Raw genomic sequence first — 19,808 nt, 5'->3', positions numbered from 1 at the left:
TTCAATACAGAAATCATCTTTTATGTGCTTAACACTCTTTTTTATATTGTCCTTGACACAGGTGTCAGATTACTACTATATACCTTCTTTTTATATCTATTCAATTAGGAGATAATTATAAAACGTTTCTATAAGGAAGGTAAAATACTATTAAATTAAAGATAGTGTTTAGCAATCATAGGAACCTTCCTTATAGAAATAACATTCTTTATGGGGGAATGTTATCTTGATTATTGACAGGATTTAAAGAGTATATTCAATTAGAATTAATACTATAATTAAATTTATTATAGTATTTAATTAATAAAAGTAAAACTTGTCTCCATTAGTAAGATTATGTATAATAATTGTAAATAAGTTAACAAAATGCTTATATATGGTACAGAGGGAGGGGACAGATTGGCAACTCTTAACATGGGAAATAGTAATGTTATAGGAATATCCTATAATGAGATGAATAAGATGAAAAGCAATCTAAAGAGATCTCAACAGATGCTTGAAACTTCTCAAAGAAATGTAGGTACAGCAAGAGTACAAATACAGGTAGATAGAGGAAGACTAAGAGTAACAGAAGATAGTTTATCAAGTATATATAGTGAAGCATCAAAAAGAAAAACTAAAATAGATAAGATGTGTAGCAACATAGATTATACTATAAGAAGATTTAAAGAAGTAGATTCGAGATGCGCTAAAAGTATAAAAGCTATAGGAAATAGTTATAGTACTAAAACAAGTTTATTTGATAAAATAAAAAATGCTATGATAAGTTTAGGTAATTATATATTCGGAAGAGTAACTTCATTACTGAAAGAAGGACAAGATGCCTTTGATAATCTAGGAAGTAAAAATTCAACTGAAAAAGATAGTTATTTAGAAATGATAGATTCACCATATAGCATGTCAGATAATCCTACTTTAGGACAATTAATAGAATTAAATCCAAATGCACCTATGTATGAAAATGCAGCAAATGAAGGACAAAAGTATTTTCTAGTATGGTATTATGGAAGTGCAGCATATGAAAGGCTTGATGCAGCAACTTTAAGTCACAATTCATATCTTGTTTATAAACTTACTAATTTATATAAAGAAGGCGTTGATTTATCTAAATTAACAATAACTGATATAGATAGAATGTGCTTTGATAATGCAAGCTTTTGGACTAAGGCGGATCAAGTAGTAGTAGGAGCTTACGGAGCTTATACAGGATATAAATATATTAAAGGAAAACAATCATCAAAATCTTATACAGGCGGAAGAACTCAGTCAGAATTAGAAAGTTTAGAATATGATCCAGCTAAAAAAGCAGTAACAGAAGGCTCTAAAAAAGAAGCAGTTATTGGTCTTGATCTAGAGCAAAAAGGAAAGTTAGGAAAAATTGAACGAAGTTCAGATCCAAAAGCTGAATTTATAGATACAGTAACTGGGAAGAAAATTGATGTAAAGAGTTTTGAATCTTATCCAATGGGAGCAGATGGAACACCTATAACTTCACCTAGAAAAGGTGCATTTAAAGTTGAAAATGCTATGAAAAATATAATGAAAGAGTTTCAGAAAAATGGTAATGATATAGTTATAATTGATAAAAGTAACTTAACAGTTGATCATATAAAAGAGCTTGAAGGAGCTATAAAAGAATCAGGATTAGAAAATAAAATTATCTGGTGGCCGGAGTGATAAATATGAAAAAAATTAAACAAATAGACTTAGATTTATTAATAAACAACCATAATCTATACATAAATTCAATAATTAAAAATACTGTTGAAGGTAAAAGATTAATCTTAGATGAAATAGATTTTTCAGATAATGACTTAACCCAATTAAATTTTTTAGATGTTTATATTACAGACTCAAAATTTGATAATATGACCTTTAATAATAAAAATTTTGGTGGGGCAAAATTATACGGATGTGAATTTAATAATATTAGTTTTAATGATGTTAATTTTGGTAAAGTTGAAATAGATTCCTGTAAGATATCAAATTCAACTTTTAATAACTGTACATTGCTAAAATTAAGTTCAAATGAATCTCTTTTTGAAAACTCATTTTTTAATAACTGTAAATTAGATGATGTATTTTCTGGTAGTATAATTAAAAACATAACATTTGAACAATGTATTTTTAATGGTGTGGAGTTTTGGGAATCAATAATTAGCAATATTACATTTAAAAACACTAAATTTGATTTCACTACTAGTATAAGAAGTATTAACAAAGGAACACTAGAAAATCCAATAATTATAAATGATGATGAAGCAATAATTTTTTTTAGAAATCAGAGTATGATTGTATAGATACAACATTAAGGAACCTACTATATTGTTATAATTTAAATTAGTTTAAATTATAAATAGTTAGTATTTTTTAACGCATGAGAGTTGAGTAATCAGCTCTCTTTTTATATTTAAAAATAATAAAGTGAGGTGTAAAATGGATGACTTAATGAAAGCAGCAATTAGTCAAGGGCTTGGTTATGCCCTTTTTGTTTTCCTGTTTTTATATGTATTAAAAACTACGGGGGATAGAGAAAAGAGATATCAAGATCTACTTGATAAGCTGACAGAGAAGTTTAGCATAATTGAGGATATTAAATCAGATGTAAAAGAAGTTAAGGACCATATTTTTAAAAGATAAAGGAGAGATGACAAATGAAAGAATTAAAAGGTTTATTACAAGTTAAGAAACTTATTGCATTATTACTCACTACAGTATTCTGTATACTAAGTTTCAAAGGTCAAGTTACAGCAGAGCAATTTTTAACAGTATTTAGTTTAGTAATAGCTTTCTATTTTGGACAATCAACAGCAAGACAAGCTAAGAATGAGTAAGAGGAGTTTTATGACTCCTTTAAATTTTAAATAAAGAAAGGATGATCAACTATGAAAATAGCAGTACGTGGAGGACATAACTTCCAAGCAACAGGAGCAAGAGGAATTATAGATGAAACTACAGAGGATAGAAAAGTAAAAGATTCAGTAATAAAATATTTAAGGCAAGAAGGTCACGAAGTTTTAGATGTAACACCAGGGAATTGTGACGTAAATAGTGACTTAGCCTACGGAGTAAATAGATCTAATGAGTGGGGTGCAGAATATTTTATAAGTATCCATTTTAACAAAGCCTACGATTCATATAATGGTGCTATAGGAACAGAAACTTGGATATACGGAACAGGAGGACAAGCAGAGCCATTAGCTAAAAGAATTGTTGATAAGTTAGGCACAACAGGGCTTAAAAATAGAGGTGTGAAAGTAAACTCGAAGTTATATGAACTCAGAGCTACTAATATGCCAGCAGTTATTGTAGAAACCTGTTTTACAGAGGCTACAGAGGATGTAAGAATCTATAGTGAAAAAGGATTTGATGCAATAGGAAAATTAATAGCAGAAGGTATATTAAATAAATCAATTCAAGAACCAACCATAACACCTACACAACCACAAAATTCAGAAAATGGAGAAATCTTTTATAGAGTAGTTACAGGATCATATAAAGACAGAACCAATGCAGAGGTACAAATGGATAAATTAAGGAAAGCTGGATTTGATAGTTTTATTGATATATTAAAAAAGTAATATAAAGCTCCTGCATCAATTAAGATGCAGGAGCAAGAGATAATATCTACTAACTAAAATAAATAATTTATTCGTAGCTATAAACAATGTCAAAATAACCACTAAACAGAGATCTAATATAATATATGCAGATTAAAAGATTATTGCCACAAAGGATAGTATATTCCCCTAGTTATGGTTTTTTATTTTAATAGATTTAGATATATGGTAATATATAATTATAAAGTAAATATTAGGGGGACATTATGAAAAGAAAAATTTATACTATGTTATTATCTATTTTTTTAATGAGTATGTTCATTACAACTACTGTATATGCTTCGCCTGGAGGAATCATAGCTAAAGAGGTTGCAAGAAGTCCACTTGGAAAATTATTTTTTGGTATAATAACAATATTATTGTTACCTTATCTGATATATTCAGCTATAAAAAAACGTATTAGTATATCTAGATCTCAAAAAATACTTTATCAGTTGAGTAGACTAAATAATAATTTTTCTTGGAGTATTCTAAATGAAAGATCTCATGCTATTATCACACATGTTTATTCAGCTTGGAAAAAAACTGATATAGAAGTTGCAAAAGAATGGATGACTTCATGGTATTGGCAGAATCAAAAAATAACTGTTCTAGAAAATTGGGAAGAAGATGGTTTACAAAATATATGTAAACTTCATAAAATTCGTTCAGTAAAGCCACTACATATTGAGTATAGAGAAAAGGAAAACGGTGATGGTGAAGGCTCAAGAATAGCATTAAATGTTACTGTTGTTCTTACAGATTATCTTATAAATAAAGATACTGGAAAAGTGGTTGAAGGAGATAAACAAAAAAAAGAATTAGAAAATGTATGGACAATTATACTAACTGATGGTCAATGGAAATTGTCATTAATTGAGGACTCTTCTGAAGCATTATCTTATGCAAAATTAAAAAGTGATATAGAATTAGCAAATAAATATATTGGTGAAAGTTCATTAAACAATAGCAGGTCTAGTATTGATTAAAATATTTACGAAAGCACCGGAGCACTGATAAGTAATTAAATAATGTAATCTTAGCCACAACTAAGGATGAATTCCCTTTGTTGTGGTTTTTTATTTGTTAAAGTTATCAAAATATTCATACTTTATATACTTGTCCCTCTTACTGCTCTATGATAATATTTACAATGGATATAAGATTAATAAAATAACGATATCTTAATTACATATAACAGTGTAATTTCAAGGGGGAAATATTAATGAGAAAACTAAAAAAAATGAGTATTGCAATAGCTTTATTGATGGTTACTTTTGCTGTTACTTCATGCTCAAAAGAGAAAACAATTACACCTAAAGCTACGCCAGAGGAAACGGCTAAAATCTATTTAGATGTGTTACTAAAAAATGATGCTTCTAATATAGATAAATTAAAGTTAAGTGCTGACGATTCAGACCAAATTAGAGCTGAAATAGAAAAAGCATTTTTAGCGGGCGTTTCAGATTCAAATGATAAAGATATTCCAATTTCAGAAGAAACTAAAAACAACTTTGTTAAAGATTTTATAACTTGCTTATCCAAAGTAGAATATGAAGTTGCACCAATTTCTTCAGAGAAAGATAATGCAAGAGTTGAAATTAAAGTTAAAGCATTTGACTTTAAAAAGATAGGCGCTAATAGTGTAAATTTCGCTAAAGAAGAGTACTTAGCCAATCAATCAATGACAGATCAACAACTTACGGAGTTAGTCTTAAAAAAAATTGGTTCAGATTTAGCAAATGGAACTTTAAGTGCAACTCCTATATCTATTGAATTCTATTTAACTTTAGAAGATGATGTTTGGGTGCCTCTAAATAGTGATGTCCAGAATCTTATGGAAACTATTTTTCCTGTAGAGGATTTGTATACTGCCTTATAAAACAGTTTTTCTACTAGGTGCTATAAATTTACAATTAAACCGCAACTAAGTATTAATTTACTTGGTTGTGGCTTTTTTTATGTAGTTAAACTTTCAAATAAAATTAACCCAAATAACAATTCAAAAGTAATATATAAAGTAATAAATGTAAAAAGAAATACTAATAATAAATATCATGCCGCATCTTCTCACCTCACGTTAATTGCCTTGTTTAAATTATGGATACTCTCAATGTACTCTATAAACCAACTTATTATATTATTATATCTTTTGCTTATACATTTATATTTTCACTGTACAATTTGTAATTTTATACATACCTTTGTCGAATATATTGCTTGTCTATTTTTCTCATATTATACTCTAAATTGAATAATAATTTTACATAATAATATTAAAAGGGGAAGATAGTAATGACAAAATTAAAGAAATGCAAAGCTTGTGGAGAGGAAATATCCAAAAATGCAAAGACCTGCCCTAAATGTGGACAAAAGAATGCAGGAGGATGTCTTAAAACTCTACTAATAGGAATAGGATTATTAGTAATTATAGGTGCTTTAGGCTCCTTGTTAGGAGATAAGAGTGACAAAGAGAAAAATGATGGTTCAAAAATAACAACTGAATCAAATTCAAAACCAGAAACTAAAAAGGAAGATGAAAACAAAATAAAAGCAGGAAATTACAAGGTCGGTCAAGATATGCCAGCAGGAGAATACATAGTTATTTCTTCAAAAGGATTAGGATATGTAGAAGTTACAAAGGATAGTTCTGGTACACTTGATAGTATAGTAATGAATGACAACGTACAAGGGAATACTATTATAACAGTAAAAGATGGACAGTATGTAAATCTAAAGAGTGCTGATATGTATGCATTTGATAAAGCGCCTTCTCTTAAACCAGAAGATGGCATTTATAAATCTGGTATGTATAAGGTAGGCGTTCATATACCAGCAGGAGAATATAAAGTTGTTCCAGATTCAAATATGGGATATATTGAAGTTGACAAAGATAGTCTTGGAGGTTTACAAAGTATAATAACTAATGATAACTTACAAGCAGAAAAATATATAACTGTTCAAGATGGACAATATTTAAAAATCAAAAATGCTTCAATAAATACAAATAAGTAATTTAGGAAAAGCTTCAATTTAGGGATTTTAAAAAGACATTTAATATCAAAATTCAATAATATATAATATTATTTCCACAACTAAGGGTTAGTTCCCTTTGTTGTGGTTTTTTATTTATTAAAATTATCAAAATATTCACGCTTTATATACTTGTCCCTCTTAATACTCTATGATAATATTTACAATGGATGTAGACCTACTAAAATAACTATATATTAATTGCATAGAACAGTGTAATTTCAAGGGGGACATATTAATGAAAAAACTAAGAAAAATGATTTGTATAATAGCATTGTTGATGGTTACTATTGCTATTGTTTCATGCTCAAAAACAGAGCCTACTAAACCTAAAGCGACTCCAGAAGAGACAACTAAAATCTATCTAGATATGATATTTAAAAATGACATGACTAACATAGATAAAATAGGTTTAAATGATGAAGATTCAGAATACCTCACAGGTGGAATAGAAAAAATATTTTTAAAGAACTTTTTTAAATCAAATAGCGATGAAGCCTCCATACCAGAAGAAGTCAAAAATAGTTTCATTAAAGATTTTATGACTGGATTATCTAAATTAGACTATGAAGTATTACCAGTGTCATCAACAGAAGATACTGCAGTAGTTGAAATTAAAACCAAAGTGTTTGATCGTAATAAAATATTAACTGCAGGAATTGAAAAAACTAAAGAGCTATATTCAGTAAACCCATCAATGACAGATGAAGAACTTATGAATTCAGTTTATAAAGGAGTTAGTTCAAGTTTTGCAAATGGAACTTTATTAAGTGAATCTCGCATGTCTATTGAGTGTTATCTAACCTTAGAGGATGATGTTTGGGTGCCGCTTGGTAGTGATCTCCAGGCTCTTAGCGAAATGATCTTTTCGGGAGATGGCATTAAATAGTATATTAATTACTCCAGAGAAATAGCCTTTATAATTACAAGTATAAATTTGAATATTGAAATAGAACTGCAACAACTTTAATCTAATTGAGTTGTTACAGTTCTATTTTTTATGTTGTAATTTAAACTGGACTGGCTGCGCAGCTGCTATTACAGCTAAAAAGGCTGGAGCAGAGGTTCATGTTTTTGAAAAGACAGATTTGTTATTAGGATTAGGAAATATAGGTGGAATAATGCGAAACAACGGTAGGTTTACTGCTGCTGAGGAACTTATTGCATTAGGTGCACCTGAGCTTATACATTTATGCGATAAAAATTCAAATCATAAAAATATAAAATTTCCTGGCCATGAACATGCTTCACTTTATGATGTTACATCCATTGAACCCGATGTTAGAAAATTATTAACTGATATGGATATTAAACTTCACCTAATTACTAGGGTTACTGATATAGAACAAAATGAAAAAATAATTAAAGGAGTTCGTCTATCTAATGGAGATTATATAGAAGGTGACGTAATCGTTGAAACCACTGGTTCTACGGGTCCAATGGGAAACTGTCAAAGATACGGAAATGGCTGTGCAATGTGTATATTAAGGTGTCCATCTTACGGACCTAGAATATCAATTAGTGAAAGGGCTGGAGTTAAAGATTTTTCTGGTGAAAGAAATGATGATAAGCTTGGAGCTTTTTCTGGCTCCTGTGAAGTTGCTAAAGACAGCTTATCAGAAGAGTTAAAGAATCAGCTAGAGACAACGGGAGTAGCAGTCCTTCAAGTTCCGTCAGAAGACGTTAATTATGATAAACTTGAAGCTAAAGTTTGTCAACAATATGCACTTAAAGAGTTTGCAGAAAATCTTGTAATGTTAGATACAGGACACGCGAAGCTAATGACCTCATACTATCCACTTGACAAATTAAGAAAAATACCTGGATTAGAAAAAGCAAGATATGTAGATCCATTGGCTGGATCTCAAGGTAATTCTATTAGATATCTATCCGTTGCTCCTAGAACAAATGATATGAAAGTAATAGGAGTTGATAATTTATTCTGTGCAGGCGAAAAATCAGGTTTATTTGTTGGACATACTGAGGCTATTTCAACTGGAAGCTTAGCTGGACATAATGCAGTAAGATTTTGTTTAGGCATACCTTTATTAACTCTCCCTGCCTCATTATCCATAGGCGATATTATATCCTTTGCAAATGAAAAATCTCAAACAAGAGAAGGTAGGAAATCGAGATATACTTTTGCTGGATCAGATTACTTTAAAAGAATGAAAGACCTTAATCTATATTCTATAGATATTAAAGAAATAGAAAATAGAGTTAAAAAGGTAAGTTTAGATAACGTATTTAATCAAAAATTAGTCTAAATTAAACTTTTATGTTGTCGAAAACAGTCTCCAAAAATAGTACTTAATAATAGAATATATTAAGTACTATTTTAAAAGGGGGTATGCATAAATGAAATATGCAATAGCTGTAGGACATACCTTGTCAGGTGCTGATTATGGTGCTGTCGGATATCTAATCGAAAGCATATGTACTAGACAAATAGGAGAATTAGTTCAAAACTATCTCTTAGCTCAAGGTCATACTGTTGTATTTTGTAGAATTGATAATGCTAGCTCAGTTGGGCAAAGCCTATCTTATAGAGTTAATAAAGCAAATTCAGAAAATGTTGATTTATATGTTGAGATTCATCTAAATGCAGGTGGAGGAACTGGTTCTGAAGTATGGATTTACAGAACCGGAAGTACTGCAGAACAATACGCAAGAAATGTTGTAAATAGTCTAGCAGAAATAAATTACCCAAATAGAGGAGTAAAAACAAGCCAAAATCTCTATGTTTTAAGAAATACGGTAGCTCCTGCTATATTAGTTGAATGCTGTTTCGTTGATAATAGAGCTGATGCTGACAGATACAATGCTGATAGCATAGCTAGAGCCATAGTAAAAGGACTAACTGGAACAAATTCAAACATCACTCCTGAACCATCAATGCCGGTTACTCCTCCTAGTCCACCAAATAGCGGTAATAGCAATGTAAGAACCCTTCAGCAAGAAATAAATACACAGTTTAATTCTGGATTAGTAGTTGATGGAATTGCTGGCCCTAAGACGTTAGCAGCTGCTCCTATGGTTAGTCAAGGGGCTCGAGGTAATATAACTAAGTGGATACAACAGAAATTAGGCGTTGCAGCAGATGGTATATTTGGTCCTCAAACTATGCAGTCAGTTATAAGTTTCCAAAGATCTAATGGATTATCTGCTGATGGAATAGTTGGTCCAAATACATGGAGAAAATTATTAGGTTTGTAAATTAAAAAGCAGCACAATTGTGCTGCTTTTACATTTTCCTAATTAAATAACTGTTTTATATTGCCCTTATGCCTATAAATTAATATGATTCCTGAAATAGTAGTTGTGACTATTATTGGTAAAGGTAATCTCATTATTACACAAGTTAGTGGAATTATTACTCCTAATATTATAGATCTAATAGCTACTATATCTGTAACTTTCTTTAAAACTATATGAAATATAGCTCCTGTCATTACTGGAATAGGGGCTATTAATACAAATGCACCAAGTGTAGTATTTACACCTTTTCCTCCATTAAATGAAAGAAAGGGAGTAAAATCGTGACCTAATATACTTGCTAATGCTACCACTGAAATATATACTTCTTTATTTATAGATAAATTAAATTTTGTCCATATTAAAATACTAATTAGAACTGGAAGAAGTCCTTTTAGTATATCTATAACTTGAGTTATTAGTGATATCTTAGTTCCTGCAATTCTTTTTACATTTGTTGAGCCTATATTTCCACTGCCTTTTGTCCTTATATCTATACCATAAATTCTTTTGATAATAAGATATCCTGTCGGTATAGAACCACACAAAAATGCAACTAAAAAACTTACAATAATAATCATTATGCACCTCAAATAAATAATTTTCATCTTCTCGAGAACTTATTATAGCACACATTACTTAAATATAACATAATAAAAATAATTGTCACAAATTTAATTAAAAATACTAATCAAATTTGTGACAATCTTAAAGTCATCTATTTAACTTTATATATCCAGCCCTCTGGAGCTTCAATATCTCCTACCTGTATACCACATAATGTCTCATAAAGCTTTTTAGTAACAGGTCCTACTTCAGTTTCACTATAAAAAACATGAAGTTTATCATTATAATCAATTCCTCCTATAGGGGTAATTACAGCAGCTGTTCCACATGCACCAGCTTCTTTAAACTCATCCAAATTATCTATTAATACATCTCTCTCCTCAGTTTCAAGTTCTAAATATTCTTTAGCTACATGTAGTAATGAATATTTAGTTATACTTGGCAGAATAGACGGTGAAACTGGAGTAACAAATTTATCATCTTTAGTTATTCCAAAAAAGTTTGCTGATCCAACTTCTTCAATTTTTGTATGAGTTGCAGGATCTAAATATATACAATCTGCATAACCTTTTTTTGCTGCAACTTCATGTGGATATAGGCTTGACGCATAATTACCACCAACTTTTGCACCGCCAGTTCCATAAGGAGCAGCTCTATCATAATCCGATACCATAAAATTAACTGGTGTCATACCACCTTTAAAATATGGACCAACAGGTAAACAAAATACACAGAATATGTATTCTGGAGCTGCTTTAACTCCTATATTGTCTCCAACACCTATTACAAAAGGTCTCAAATACAAAGTTGCTCCAGTTCCATAAGGAGGAACGTATGCCTCATTAGCTTTAACAACCTGCATACAAGCGTCTATAAAAGTTTCTACAGGTACTTCAGGCATTAATAACCTTCTACAGCTTCTATTTAATCTTAAAGCATTTTGATCTGGTCTAAACAATTGAATTTCTCCATCTTTAGTCCTATAAGCTTTTAATCCCTCAAAACATTGCTGTCCATAGTGAAGGGCTGTAGAAGCTTCGCTAACTTTTAGCATATTATCTTCTACAAGATTACCCTCATCCCACTTTCCATCTTTCCAATTAGAAATAAAACGAAAATCTGTTTTTAAATATGAGAACCCCAAGTTACTCCAATCAATATCAACTTTTGTCATATAAATTACCCCCTTTAGGATTTGTTAGTTTTTTAAATAATTTTATTCTACACCAAAATTCCATATTTTTATATGAAATTTTAAAAAACTTGTTTAAATATTTATAAAAGCATACCTATCATTATATCTAATATACCTTTGGTCTTCTTTAAGTTATCAACATAATCACTTATGTTGTTTTTATAATAATCAATCCCTGAATCAGTTATAGTGTATATTTTTTTACTTCTTTTGTTTAAAAACTCATCGCCAAGCCACTTCGAATTAACATAGCCACGTTCTTCTAAATCATAAAGAGTGTCATATACAGTTGATGAAGAAACGGGATAGGGGAGTGATGCGTTTTCAAATTTGTTTCTAAAATCCTCTAAAATCTTGTTACCAAAAACCTCTTCACCTTTAGATAGTTTTTTTAATATATAAAAAATGTATAATTGTTTTGTATTAACTACATTTCTAGGAGCCACAAGTCTATTTCTCTGCATAAATTATCACCTCCAAATTATATTATACTCCAAAAATATACTGTGGCAAATTTTCTCTTATTCTTCATTAAGTTGACAAAGTTTTATTCTTATTAACATTTTATGGTATTAGTGAATAACATATATTATACAAAAGAGATTGGAGTGATTAACATGTCAAGAAGAAGATGTGGCTGTTGTTCTACAACCACTAGAGACTGCTGTACCACAAGAAATCAGGGTATATGTAATCCGCCATGTGCATACAATTCTGGGTGTTCACAAGGATTTGGATGCGGTTACCCTTATAACTCAATTTTTGGTACCAATTGTTTCTTCAATAATCCAATGCTTATTTGGTTATTAGTACTTGGAAGAGGTCGTTTTTTCAACTTTTAATATTAAAAACTCCTTGCCTTAATGCAGGGAGTTTTTAATATTATAATGAGTTATATAAGTTTTTCATATATAAAGCGTCATTTTCTAATATAGGACTTTCACATATTATGCAGCCTTTAACATTATAATCAACGAATGCCTTTAGACAAGCTTTTATATTAAAATCACTTTCAGCTAATGGAAGATGATTTCTTTCTCCCTTATCTGTATAATTTATTCCTGATAAATGAATGTGCAAATCTTCTAAAGCATCTCTTCCTAATTCTTCACCTACATATTCAAGGATTTCTGCAAAATCTTTATATTCCTTTAACAAGCCAACACCTCTAGCATGAATATGTGAAAAATCAATACATATATTGCAGCTAGAAACAGCTTTTGCTATGTCTACAAGCTCTTTTATATCACCAAACTGTGATGCCTTTCCTGTAGTCTCTAACCTATATGTAACTAAATCTTTAGGCAATGTTTTAAGTTCATTTTTTATCTTATCTAATGTGTCTTCTTTGGAAGTTTTAAGATAATAACCAGCATGGAAAACTAAGCTTCTACCTCCAACTGAAGCTAAAGCTTCTGCACCTTTTATTATTCTCTCCTTAGATTTATAGATTTTTTCCTCTTCATCTGCATTTAAATTAACGTAGTAGGAACCATGAGCAGACAGATAGAAATTATATTTTTCTTTCATTTTAATTATGTTCTCTCTATTTTTATTAGTAACATTAACGGATCTTACAAAGGGAAATTCCATTGCATCTAATCCAATACTATTAAGATATTCTATTCCACTTGCATAATTAAACTTCTCTCCATTACCTAAAGGTATTCCAGATATTCCAAATAATAATTTATCCATAGTTTTACCACCTATAATTTATATTTATTCCATAGTATATCAAAAAACAATATATCGCTTCAAGAATAATTTCCCAGGAAATTCCAATAAACAATAAATTTGCTTTATTTATTTTTACTTAATATAATTTATTAAGAGAATACAAAGTTAGGTGATGAATATGGAAGAAAGATTACAAAAATATATGGCTAGGTGCGGCGTTGCATCAAGACGAAAATGTGAAGAATTTATTTTAGCTGGCAAGGTGAACGTAAATGGAGTAACGATACTTGAATTAGGTACAAAAATAGATATAAATACAGATAAGGTTTATTATAACGGTAACTTAATTAAACTTGAGGAAATTAAAAGATATATAATGTTAAATAAACCTACTGGAATAATAACTTCTGTAAAAGATGAAAAGAATAGAAAAACTGTTATAGATTTAATAGATGTTAAAGAGAGAATTTACCCTATAGGAAGACTGGATTTTGATTCATCAGGGTTACTTTTACTAACAAATGATGGTGACTTATATAATAACATCATACATCCAAGAAAAAATCTCTATAAAACTTATATCGCAAAAGTTGTAGGCTCTTTTACTAATTCAGAATTAGAAAAATTTAAATCTGGCGTTGATATAGGAGGTTATATAACCGCACCTTGTAAAATTTCAGTTATATCTTCTGATAATAAGTATAGCAAAGTAAAGATAAGCATAATGGAAGGTAAAAATAGACAGATTAGAAAGATGTGTTCAGCTTTTAATCATGAGGTTATAGAATTAAAAAGAATCTCAATTGGAAACATAAAACTTGATAAACTTGAAGTAGGTAAATGGAGAGAGTTATCTACTCAAGAAGTAGATTATATAAAAACGCTCTAAGAAATAGGAGGAAGTATGTTTAATTTAGTTAAAGACATAAGTTCTATATCTCATGATATTATATTAAAATACACTCAAAATAAAGAAATAGCTATTGACTGTACTTTGGGAAATGGTCATGATTGTGATTTTTTGAAAGATATTTTCAAAAGAGTAGTGGCTTTTGATATACAAGAAATTTCTATAGAGAACTACAAATCTAAAGGATATGAAAATGTTGAGTTAATATTAGATTCTCACGATAAATTAGATTTTTATGTTAATGAAAATGTTGACTGTATTATTTATAATTTAGGTTATTTGCCTGGAGGAGATAAAAACATAACTACAGTTTCTGAGACAACTTTAAACTCAATTAAAAAAGGACTTAATTTGCTAAAATCAGGTGGAATAATGACAATTGCCGTTTATTATGGACATTATGAAGGGCTTCTAGAAAAAACTTGCATTTTAAATTATTTAGAAACCTTGCCTAAAAATAAATACGGCATTATGAAATTAGAGTATGTTAATAGAGATAATAACCCGCCGTTATTGTTAATTATAGAAAAGAAATAAAATTGTTATTTCTTTGTTGTAGGAATTGTAAATAAATGATAAAATGAATTTATATTAATTAATAATTGCAAAAATGATGGGAGTAAAACAATATGGATTATTTTCAAAAACCTAATGAAGAAAATCAAGATTTGATGAGAATCATTCAAATAAAATTTTCTAGAATGAGCAAAGGACAAAAATTAATTGCTGAATATATTCTAAAATATTATGATAAAGCAGCCTTTATGACAGCTGCAAGACTTGGAACTTCTGTTGGAGTTTCTGAATCTACTGTGGTTAGATTTGCAAATGAACTTGGATTTTCAGGATATCCAAAACTTCAAAAAGAATTACAAGAATTAATTAAAAATAAATTAACTACTGTTCAAAGATTAGAGTTATCAAATGACTATATTTCTGAAGAAAACGCTTTAAAAGGTGTTCTAAAGGCAGATATAGAAAACATAAGAGCTACCTTAGAAAAAATAAATCACAAAACCTTTGAAGATGTTGTTAGATCTATTTTTATGGCAAAAAGAATTTACATAATAGGTTTAAGAAGTTCCACTGCCTTAGCTGAATTTTTAGGATTCTACTTAAATGTAATTTTAGACAATGTTAAAGTTGTAGGTTATGGAATTTCAGATATATTTGAACAGATGATTAATGTTGGTGAGGGTGATTTAGTAATAGGAATTGGATTCCCAAGATATGCAGCTAAAACTATAGACGCTTTATCTTTTGCTCACTCAAGAAAAGCTAAAGTTGTAGCTATTACAGACTCACTGCTATCTCCTTTAGCTACGCAATCAGATTTAACTTTAATTTCTCAAAGTAATATGGCTAGTTTCGTAGATTCATTAGTAGCGCCTTTATCTGTTATAAATGCACTTATTATAGCTGTAGGTATGAGAGAAAAAGATAAAATCACAAATACTTTTAACGATTTAGAAGAAATATGGAAAGACTACAATGTGTATTCCTACAATAGAGGAAAGATTTTAGAAGAGTAGCACTTAAATCAGCTTTATTTATGTGAAGCTGATTTTATTATTTATTGACAATATAACATTTTAACATTTATTATTAACATGATTTTATTTATAGAGGTGATTATTTTGAAAAATATAGTAGTAATCGGTGCTGGTCCAGCTGGTATGATGGCAGCTATTTCAGCAGGAAAGCATCACAAGGTTACATTAGTTGAAGGAAATGATAGATTAGGCAAAAAGCTTTTTATAACAGGTAAAGGAAGATGTAATGTTACAAATAAAAAGGATATTTCAGAATTTTTTAATTACATACCTGGAAATCCATACTTTCTTTATAGTGCTTTATATGGTTATACAAATGAAGATGTCATTAATTTCTTTGAAAGCAAAAATATCAAATTAAAAACTGAGAGAGGAGATAGGGTGTTTCCACTATCAGATAAAAGTTCTGATATTATTAAAGGATTAGAGTCGGCTCTAAGAGAATCAAATGTTAATATTTTATTATCTAGTAAGGTTAAGGATATAAACTTTTCTAACAATATGATTGATTCTATTATTTTAGATAATAATCAAAAAATATCCGGAGATCATTTCATTTTCTGTACTGGTGGACTTTCTTATCCTTTAACAGGTTCAACTGGAAAAGGTCTTTCTTTATCTAGAAAATTAGGGCACAACATTATAGAACCCAAACCTTCCCTTGTTCCTATCGAAACTATAGATAGTTGGGTTAAAGAATTAATGGGATTAAGCTTAAAAAATGTAGAATTAAAAGTTCTAAAAGATAACAAAGCTGTATTTAAGGATCAAGGCGAAATGCTATTTACCCACTTTGGAATATCTGGACCATTAGTTTTAAGTGCATCTCGTTATGTAGATATGTCAAAATCTATGGAGGTCTCAATTAATCTTAAACCAGCTCTAACAGAAGTGGAGCTAGATAAGAGAATACAAAAAGATTTTCAAAAATATCTTAATAAAGATTTTAAAAATTCTCTAGATGACTTATTACCTAAAAAGTTAATTCCAGTAATTATAAAGTTATCCAAAATCGATGAAGATAAAAAGGTTAATTCTATAACTAAAGAGGAAAGAAAAACCTTAGTTTCTTTACTACAGAGTTTAAAAATGAAGGTAAAAGGACTAAGACCTATTGAAGAAGCAATAGTTACGGCTGGTGGAGTTGATACTAAAGAAATAGACCCCTCTACAATGAAATCTAAATTAATTCAAAATCTATCCTTTGCTGGAGAAGTTGTAGACGTAGATGCTTTTACTGGAGGTTATAACGTTCAAATTGCATTATCAACAGGCTATTTACCTGGAAATTCCATATAGAATAAATTAATTTATTTTTGTCATTATTATGATATAATATCTTAGAATACTAATATTGAAAAGGAGAATTACTTTGAATATTTCAGTTGCAATTGATGGTCCAGCAGGAGCAGGAAAAAGTACCATAGCCAAAATCATAGCTAAAAGATATAATTTAATGTATATAAATACTGGAGCAATGTATAGGGCTGTAACCCTTGTAGCTATGAATCAAGATATATCTGTTGATAACATATCTAAACTCATGTCCTTAATGGAAAGTATGGAAATGCATTTTGAAAACGATAATTTAATCCTAAACGGTGAAAATATCCAATCACTATTAACTACACCTGTTATAAGTAATAATGTTTCAAATTATGCTCAGATTCCTGAAGTTAGAAAAAATCTAGTTAAACTTCAAAGAGAAATGAGTAAACAGTATAACGTTATAATGGATGGTAGAGACATAGGCACTGTGGTTTTAAAAGATGCAAAATTCAAATTCTTTTTAACTGCTTCTCCTGAAGAAAGAGCTAATAGACGTTATGAGGAATTAAAAAATAATGGTTTAGATGTTAAGTATGATGATATTTTAAGTGATATAATAAAAAGAGATTACATAGATTCTAATAGAGAAGTTGATCCTCTAATTAAAGCCCATGATGCTATAGAAATTGACACTACTGGATTAGATATAGATGGCGTTGTTAATAAAATTTCTAATTATATTAATGGTAGTGTAAAATAAATATAAAGGTGATAAAATGAGAAGAATATTACTAGCTCAAAATGCAGGATTCTGCTTTGGAGTTAAAAGAGCTGTTGATGAAGCTATTAAAAACAAAGAAAAATATAATAAAAAAATTTATACCCTAGGACCTTTAATACATAATAATGACGTTGTATCGATGTTAGAAGATAATAATATCTATGCAATCAGTATGGATGATATTAAAAATTTAACTTCCGATGATGTTGTATTAATAAGATCTCACGGAGTTTCTAAGAAAGTAATTGAAGAACTTGAAACTCATGGAGTTACTACTGTTAATGCAACTTGTCCTTACGTAACTAACATACAAAAAAAAGCTGATAAATATAATAAAGAGGGTTATAAGGTTATTATAATGGGTGACAAAAATCATCCTGAGGTTATAGGAATAAATGGATGGGCTGATGATAATGCCTTAGTTACTAAAGATGGTAATATCATAGAACCTTTACCTGATAAAGTGTGTTTATTATCTCAAACCACAGAAAAACAAGAAACTTGGGAAAAAACACTATCCTATGTTTCAGAACATTCTAAAGATGTTTTAGCTTTCAATACTATATGTTCTGCTACAGAAGTTAGACAAAAAAGTGCAATGGAAATATCAAAAGAGGTTCAAGTGATGATAGTTATTGGAGGTAAAAATAGTTCAAATACCACAAAATTATTTGAAATATGTAAATCTAACTGTTCCAAGACCTATCATATTGAGAACGCTTCAGATATTCCATTTGAATTAATAAATAATAAAAGTATAAATTTAATAGGAATTACTGCAGGAGCATCAACTCCTGATTGGGTAATTAAGGAGGTAGTTGAAATTATGGAAAACGAAAATTTAGTACAAGAAAATCAATTAGATCTAATGAATTCTATGGATAGAAAACTTACTATAGGTGAGGTTATTGAGGTAGAGGTTTTAAAAGTAGATCACGACGCTGCTTATGTAGCAATTCCTGGTTATAAATTAGATGGAAAAATACCAAAATCAGAATTTTCTTTTGACAAGGTTGATAACTTTAGTGAATTAGTAGTTGTTGGTAAAAGCATAAAAGCTAAGGTTTTAAGTTATAATTTTGAAGGTTATGTATTACTATCTAGCAAGGAGCTTCAAAGAGAAATAGCATTAGAAGAATTAGCAAAAGCTAAAGAAGAGGAAGCTACTCTTGATATAACAGTATCGAATTCTGCAAAAGGTGGATTAGTTTCATACTATAAAGGAATAAGAATATTTATCCCTCAATCACAAATATCAGTGGCTTTTGTTAAGAATTTAGAATCATATTTAAATAAAACTTTAAAAGTTAAAATTCTTAATATTGAAGAGGGAAATGTAATAGCTTCTAGTAGAGTTATCGAAGAAGCCGAAAAGAAGGTAATTGAGGATGCAGCTTGGAGTGCTATTAATGATGGAGATGTTGTTAAAGTTAAGGTTTTAAGATTTGCAGACTTTGGTGCTTTTGTTAATGTACATGGTGTAGATGGACTTATACCACTTTCACTGATGAGCTATGGAAAAATATCAAAAGCTTCAGAGGTTTTAAAAATAGGTCAAGAGATAGAAGCAAAAATAGTTGCATCAAATAGAGATGAAAATAAGTTAACTTTAAGCATAAAAGACTTAATTGAAGATCCATGGACTAATATAGAAGAAAAATATCCAGAAGATACCATAGTAATAGGTAAAGTAGTGAGACTATCAGATTTTGGTGCTTTTGTAGAATTAGAAAAAGGGGTAGATGGATTATTACACATCTCTCAAATATCTAGAAAGAAAATAAATCACCCATCAGAAGTACTTAAAGTTGGAGATGTAGTAAAAGCAAAAATAATCAATGTTGATAAAGAGAAAAGAAAAATTGGATTAAGTTCAAAAGTTTTAGAGTAAAGTCTTAAAAGAGTTCTTTCTAAGTTTTTAGAAAGAACTCTTTGTTATTATCTTCAAACTAATAGAATATACTTA

General features: G+C 29.5%; 22 protein-coding genes. 18 read left to right on the top strand and 4 right to left on the bottom strand.

Translation table 11 applies throughout. The features are described from left to right. Nucleotides 1–399: 399 nt before the first annotated feature. From L1S49_RS11770 to L1S49_RS11720, 11 genes are all read left to right on the top strand, one after another. Entirely contained in the window at nucleotides 400–1,677 is a 1,278-nt protein-coding gene (locus L1S49_RS11770) for a hypothetical protein (RefSeq protein WP_238904588.1), read from the top strand. 5 nt (nucleotides 1,678–1,682) lie between these two features. Next, on the top strand, nucleotides 1,683–2,300 hold the full coding sequence (locus L1S49_RS11765; protein WP_238904585.1) for a pentapeptide repeat-containing protein: 618 nt from the start codon (nucleotides 1,683–1,685) through the stop codon (nucleotides 2,298–2,300). A 136-nt stretch (nucleotides 2,301–2,436) separates the two neighbouring features. Next, nucleotides 2,437–2,640, top strand: coding sequence for a BhlA/UviB family holin-like peptide (locus L1S49_RS11760; protein WP_238904582.1), 204 nt, complete (start codon nucleotides 2,437–2,439; stop codon nucleotides 2,638–2,640). 14 nt (nucleotides 2,641–2,654) lie between these two features. Next, nucleotides 2,655–2,834 carry a hypothetical protein gene (locus L1S49_RS11755; protein WP_238904580.1) on the top strand — a complete coding sequence of 60 codons (180 nt, stop codon included), beginning with the start codon at nucleotides 2,655–2,657 and terminating at the stop codon, nucleotides 2,832–2,834. A 51-nt stretch (nucleotides 2,835–2,885) separates the two neighbouring features. Further along, a complete protein-coding gene (locus L1S49_RS11750; protein ID WP_238904578.1) occupies nucleotides 2,886–3,581 on the top strand; it encodes an N-acetylmuramoyl-L-alanine amidase in 696 nt (231 codons plus the stop codon). A gap of 245 nt (nucleotides 3,582–3,826) precedes the next feature. Then, on the top strand, nucleotides 3,827–4,588 hold the full coding sequence (locus L1S49_RS11745) for a TIM44-like domain-containing protein (protein WP_238904575.1): 762 nt from the start codon (nucleotides 3,827–3,829) through the stop codon (nucleotides 4,586–4,588). 236 nt (nucleotides 4,589–4,824) lie between these two features. Continuing rightward, nucleotides 4,825–5,481 carry a DUF5105 domain-containing protein gene (locus tag L1S49_RS11740; protein ID WP_238904573.1) on the top strand — a complete coding sequence of 219 codons (657 nt, stop codon included), beginning with the start codon at nucleotides 4,825–4,827 and terminating at the stop codon, nucleotides 5,479–5,481. 413 nt (nucleotides 5,482–5,894) lie between these two features. Beyond that, nucleotides 5,895–6,614: a zinc ribbon domain-containing protein gene (locus L1S49_RS11735; RefSeq protein ID WP_238904570.1), complete on the top strand. Its 720-nt coding sequence runs from the start codon at nucleotides 5,895–5,897 to the stop codon at nucleotides 6,612–6,614. A 256-nt stretch (nucleotides 6,615–6,870) separates the two neighbouring features. After that, entirely contained in the window at nucleotides 6,871–7,521 is a 651-nt protein-coding gene (locus tag L1S49_RS11730; RefSeq protein ID WP_238904568.1) for a DUF5105 domain-containing protein, read from the top strand. Between the two features lie 91 nt (nucleotides 7,522–7,612). After that, nucleotides 7,613–8,899, top strand: a complete 1,287-nt coding sequence (locus L1S49_RS11725) for an FAD-dependent oxidoreductase (RefSeq protein WP_238904565.1) — start codon at nucleotides 7,613–7,615, stop codon at nucleotides 8,897–8,899. 91 nt (nucleotides 8,900–8,990) lie between these two features. Beyond that, a complete protein-coding gene (locus tag L1S49_RS11720; protein WP_238904562.1) occupies nucleotides 8,991–9,848 on the top strand; it encodes an N-acetylmuramoyl-L-alanine amidase in 858 nt (285 codons plus the stop codon). A gap of 38 nt (nucleotides 9,849–9,886) precedes the next feature. On the opposite strand, the gene plsY is transcribed toward L1S49_RS11720, so the two are convergent. The 3 genes from plsY to L1S49_RS11705 all read right to left on the bottom strand — a co-directional run bounded on the left by plsY (nucleotide 9,887) and on the right by L1S49_RS11705 (nucleotide 12,113). Then, nucleotides 9,887–10,471 (bottom strand): glycerol-3-phosphate 1-O-acyltransferase PlsY, encoded by a 585-nt coding sequence (gene plsY, locus L1S49_RS11715; RefSeq protein WP_238904601.1) that lies wholly within the window; start codon nucleotides 10,469–10,471, stop codon nucleotides 9,887–9,889. 134 nt (nucleotides 10,472–10,605) lie between these two features. Beyond that, nucleotides 10,606–11,628, bottom strand: a complete 1,023-nt coding sequence (locus L1S49_RS11710; RefSeq protein WP_238904559.1) for a branched-chain amino acid aminotransferase — start codon at nucleotides 11,626–11,628, stop codon at nucleotides 10,606–10,608. Nucleotides 11,629–11,729: 101 nt separating this feature from the next. Continuing rightward, on the bottom strand, nucleotides 11,730–12,113 hold the full coding sequence (locus L1S49_RS11705; protein ID WP_073016059.1) for a PadR family transcriptional regulator: 384 nt from the start codon (nucleotides 12,111–12,113) through the stop codon (nucleotides 11,730–11,732). Nucleotides 12,114–12,266: 153 nt separating this feature from the next. Between L1S49_RS11705 and L1S49_RS11700 the strand changes: the two genes are divergently transcribed. After that, nucleotides 12,267–12,491, top strand: coding sequence for a hypothetical protein (locus tag L1S49_RS11700; RefSeq protein WP_238904556.1), 225 nt, complete (start codon nucleotides 12,267–12,269; stop codon nucleotides 12,489–12,491). Nucleotides 12,492–12,531: 40 nt separating this feature from the next. Here the strand turns inward: L1S49_RS11700 and L1S49_RS11695 are convergent, their stop codons facing one another. Beyond that, nucleotides 12,532–13,347 (bottom strand): TIM barrel protein, encoded by an 816-nt coding sequence (locus L1S49_RS11695; RefSeq protein WP_238904553.1) that lies wholly within the window; start codon nucleotides 13,345–13,347, stop codon nucleotides 12,532–12,534. A 160-nt stretch (nucleotides 13,348–13,507) separates the two neighbouring features. Between L1S49_RS11695 and L1S49_RS11690 the strand changes: the two genes are divergently transcribed. From L1S49_RS11690 to L1S49_RS11665, 6 genes are all read left to right on the top strand, one after another. Beyond that, nucleotides 13,508–14,218: a pseudouridine synthase gene (locus L1S49_RS11690; RefSeq protein WP_238904551.1), complete on the top strand. Its 711-nt coding sequence runs from the start codon at nucleotides 13,508–13,510 to the stop codon at nucleotides 14,216–14,218. Between the two features lie 15 nt (nucleotides 14,219–14,233). Continuing rightward, complete coding sequence (locus L1S49_RS11685; RefSeq protein ID WP_238904549.1) at nucleotides 14,234–14,776, top strand: class I SAM-dependent methyltransferase; 543 nt, start codon at nucleotides 14,234–14,236, stop codon at nucleotides 14,774–14,776. Between the two features lie 92 nt (nucleotides 14,777–14,868). Then, nucleotides 14,869–15,771, top strand: coding sequence for a MurR/RpiR family transcriptional regulator (locus L1S49_RS11680; RefSeq protein WP_021802066.1), 903 nt, complete (start codon nucleotides 14,869–14,871; stop codon nucleotides 15,769–15,771). Between the two features lie 105 nt (nucleotides 15,772–15,876). Next, entirely contained in the window at nucleotides 15,877–17,091 is a 1,215-nt protein-coding gene (locus L1S49_RS11675; RefSeq protein WP_238904546.1) for an NAD(P)/FAD-dependent oxidoreductase, read from the top strand. 67 nt (nucleotides 17,092–17,158) lie between these two features. Further along, nucleotides 17,159–17,821 carry a (d)CMP kinase gene (gene cmk / locus L1S49_RS11670; RefSeq protein ID WP_238904599.1) on the top strand — a complete coding sequence of 221 codons (663 nt, stop codon included), beginning with the start codon at nucleotides 17,159–17,161 and terminating at the stop codon, nucleotides 17,819–17,821. A gap of 16 nt (nucleotides 17,822–17,837) precedes the next feature. Beyond that, nucleotides 17,838–19,733: a bifunctional 4-hydroxy-3-methylbut-2-enyl diphosphate reductase/30S ribosomal protein S1 gene (locus L1S49_RS11665; protein ID WP_238904544.1), complete on the top strand. Its 1,896-nt coding sequence runs from the start codon at nucleotides 17,838–17,840 to the stop codon at nucleotides 19,731–19,733. Nucleotides 19,734–19,808 lie beyond the last annotated feature (75 nt).

It is taken from the genome of Clostridium sp. YIM B02506, from assembly GCF_022324845.1.
Lineage (GTDB): Bacteria > Bacillota > Clostridia > Clostridiales > Clostridiaceae > Clostridium_T > Clostridium_T intestinale.
The sequence above is the reverse complement of the archived record's forward strand: the minus strand, read 5'-3'. Positions and strand labels throughout refer to the sequence as shown.

What these genes read in the sequence shown, in the direction of transcription:
- L1S49_RS11685 (WP_238904549.1), top strand. Translation starts at nt 14,234, where the DNA reads ATGTTTAATTTAGTTAAAGACATAAGTTCTATATCTCATGATATTATA.
- L1S49_RS11705 (WP_073016059.1), bottom strand. Translation starts at nt 12,113, where the DNA reads ATGCAGAGAAATAGACTTGTGGCTCCTAGAAATGTAGTTAATACAAAA.
- L1S49_RS11720 (WP_238904562.1), top strand. Translation starts at nt 8,991, where the DNA reads ATGAAATATGCAATAGCTGTAGGACATACCTTGTCAGGTGCTGATTAT.
- L1S49_RS11700 (WP_238904556.1), top strand. Translation starts at nt 12,267, where the DNA reads ATGTCAAGAAGAAGATGTGGCTGTTGTTCTACAACCACTAGAGACTGC.
- L1S49_RS11735 (WP_238904570.1), top strand. Translation starts at nt 5,895, where the DNA reads ATGACAAAATTAAAGAAATGCAAAGCTTGTGGAGAGGAAATATCCAAA.
- L1S49_RS11755 (WP_238904580.1), top strand. Translation starts at nt 2,655, where the DNA reads ATGAAAGAATTAAAAGGTTTATTACAAGTTAAGAAACTTATTGCATTA.
- L1S49_RS11750 (WP_238904578.1), top strand. Translation starts at nt 2,886, where the DNA reads ATGAAAATAGCAGTACGTGGAGGACATAACTTCCAAGCAACAGGAGCA.
- L1S49_RS11730 (WP_238904568.1), top strand. Translation starts at nt 6,871, where the DNA reads ATGAAAAAACTAAGAAAAATGATTTGTATAATAGCATTGTTGATGGTT.
- L1S49_RS11745 (WP_238904575.1), top strand. Translation starts at nt 3,827, where the DNA reads ATGAAAAGAAAAATTTATACTATGTTATTATCTATTTTTTTAATGAGT.
- L1S49_RS11765 (WP_238904585.1), top strand. Translation starts at nt 1,683, where the DNA reads ATGAAAAAAATTAAACAAATAGACTTAGATTTATTAATAAACAACCAT.
- L1S49_RS11695 (WP_238904553.1), bottom strand. Translation starts at nt 13,347, where the DNA reads ATGGATAAATTATTATTTGGAATATCTGGAATACCTTTAGGTAATGGA.
- L1S49_RS11760 (WP_238904582.1), top strand. Translation starts at nt 2,437, where the DNA reads ATGGATGACTTAATGAAAGCAGCAATTAGTCAAGGGCTTGGTTATGCC.
- L1S49_RS11690 (WP_238904551.1), top strand. Translation starts at nt 13,508, where the DNA reads ATGGAAGAAAGATTACAAAAATATATGGCTAGGTGCGGCGTTGCATCA.
- L1S49_RS11680 (WP_021802066.1), top strand. Translation starts at nt 14,869, where the DNA reads ATGGATTATTTTCAAAAACCTAATGAAGAAAATCAAGATTTGATGAGA.
- L1S49_RS11665 (WP_238904544.1), top strand. Translation starts at nt 17,838, where the DNA reads ATGAGAAGAATATTACTAGCTCAAAATGCAGGATTCTGCTTTGGAGTT.
- L1S49_RS11710 (WP_238904559.1), bottom strand. Translation starts at nt 11,628, where the DNA reads ATGACAAAAGTTGATATTGATTGGAGTAACTTGGGGTTCTCATATTTA.
- L1S49_RS11740 (WP_238904573.1), top strand. Translation starts at nt 4,825, where the DNA reads ATGAGAAAACTAAAAAAAATGAGTATTGCAATAGCTTTATTGATGGTT.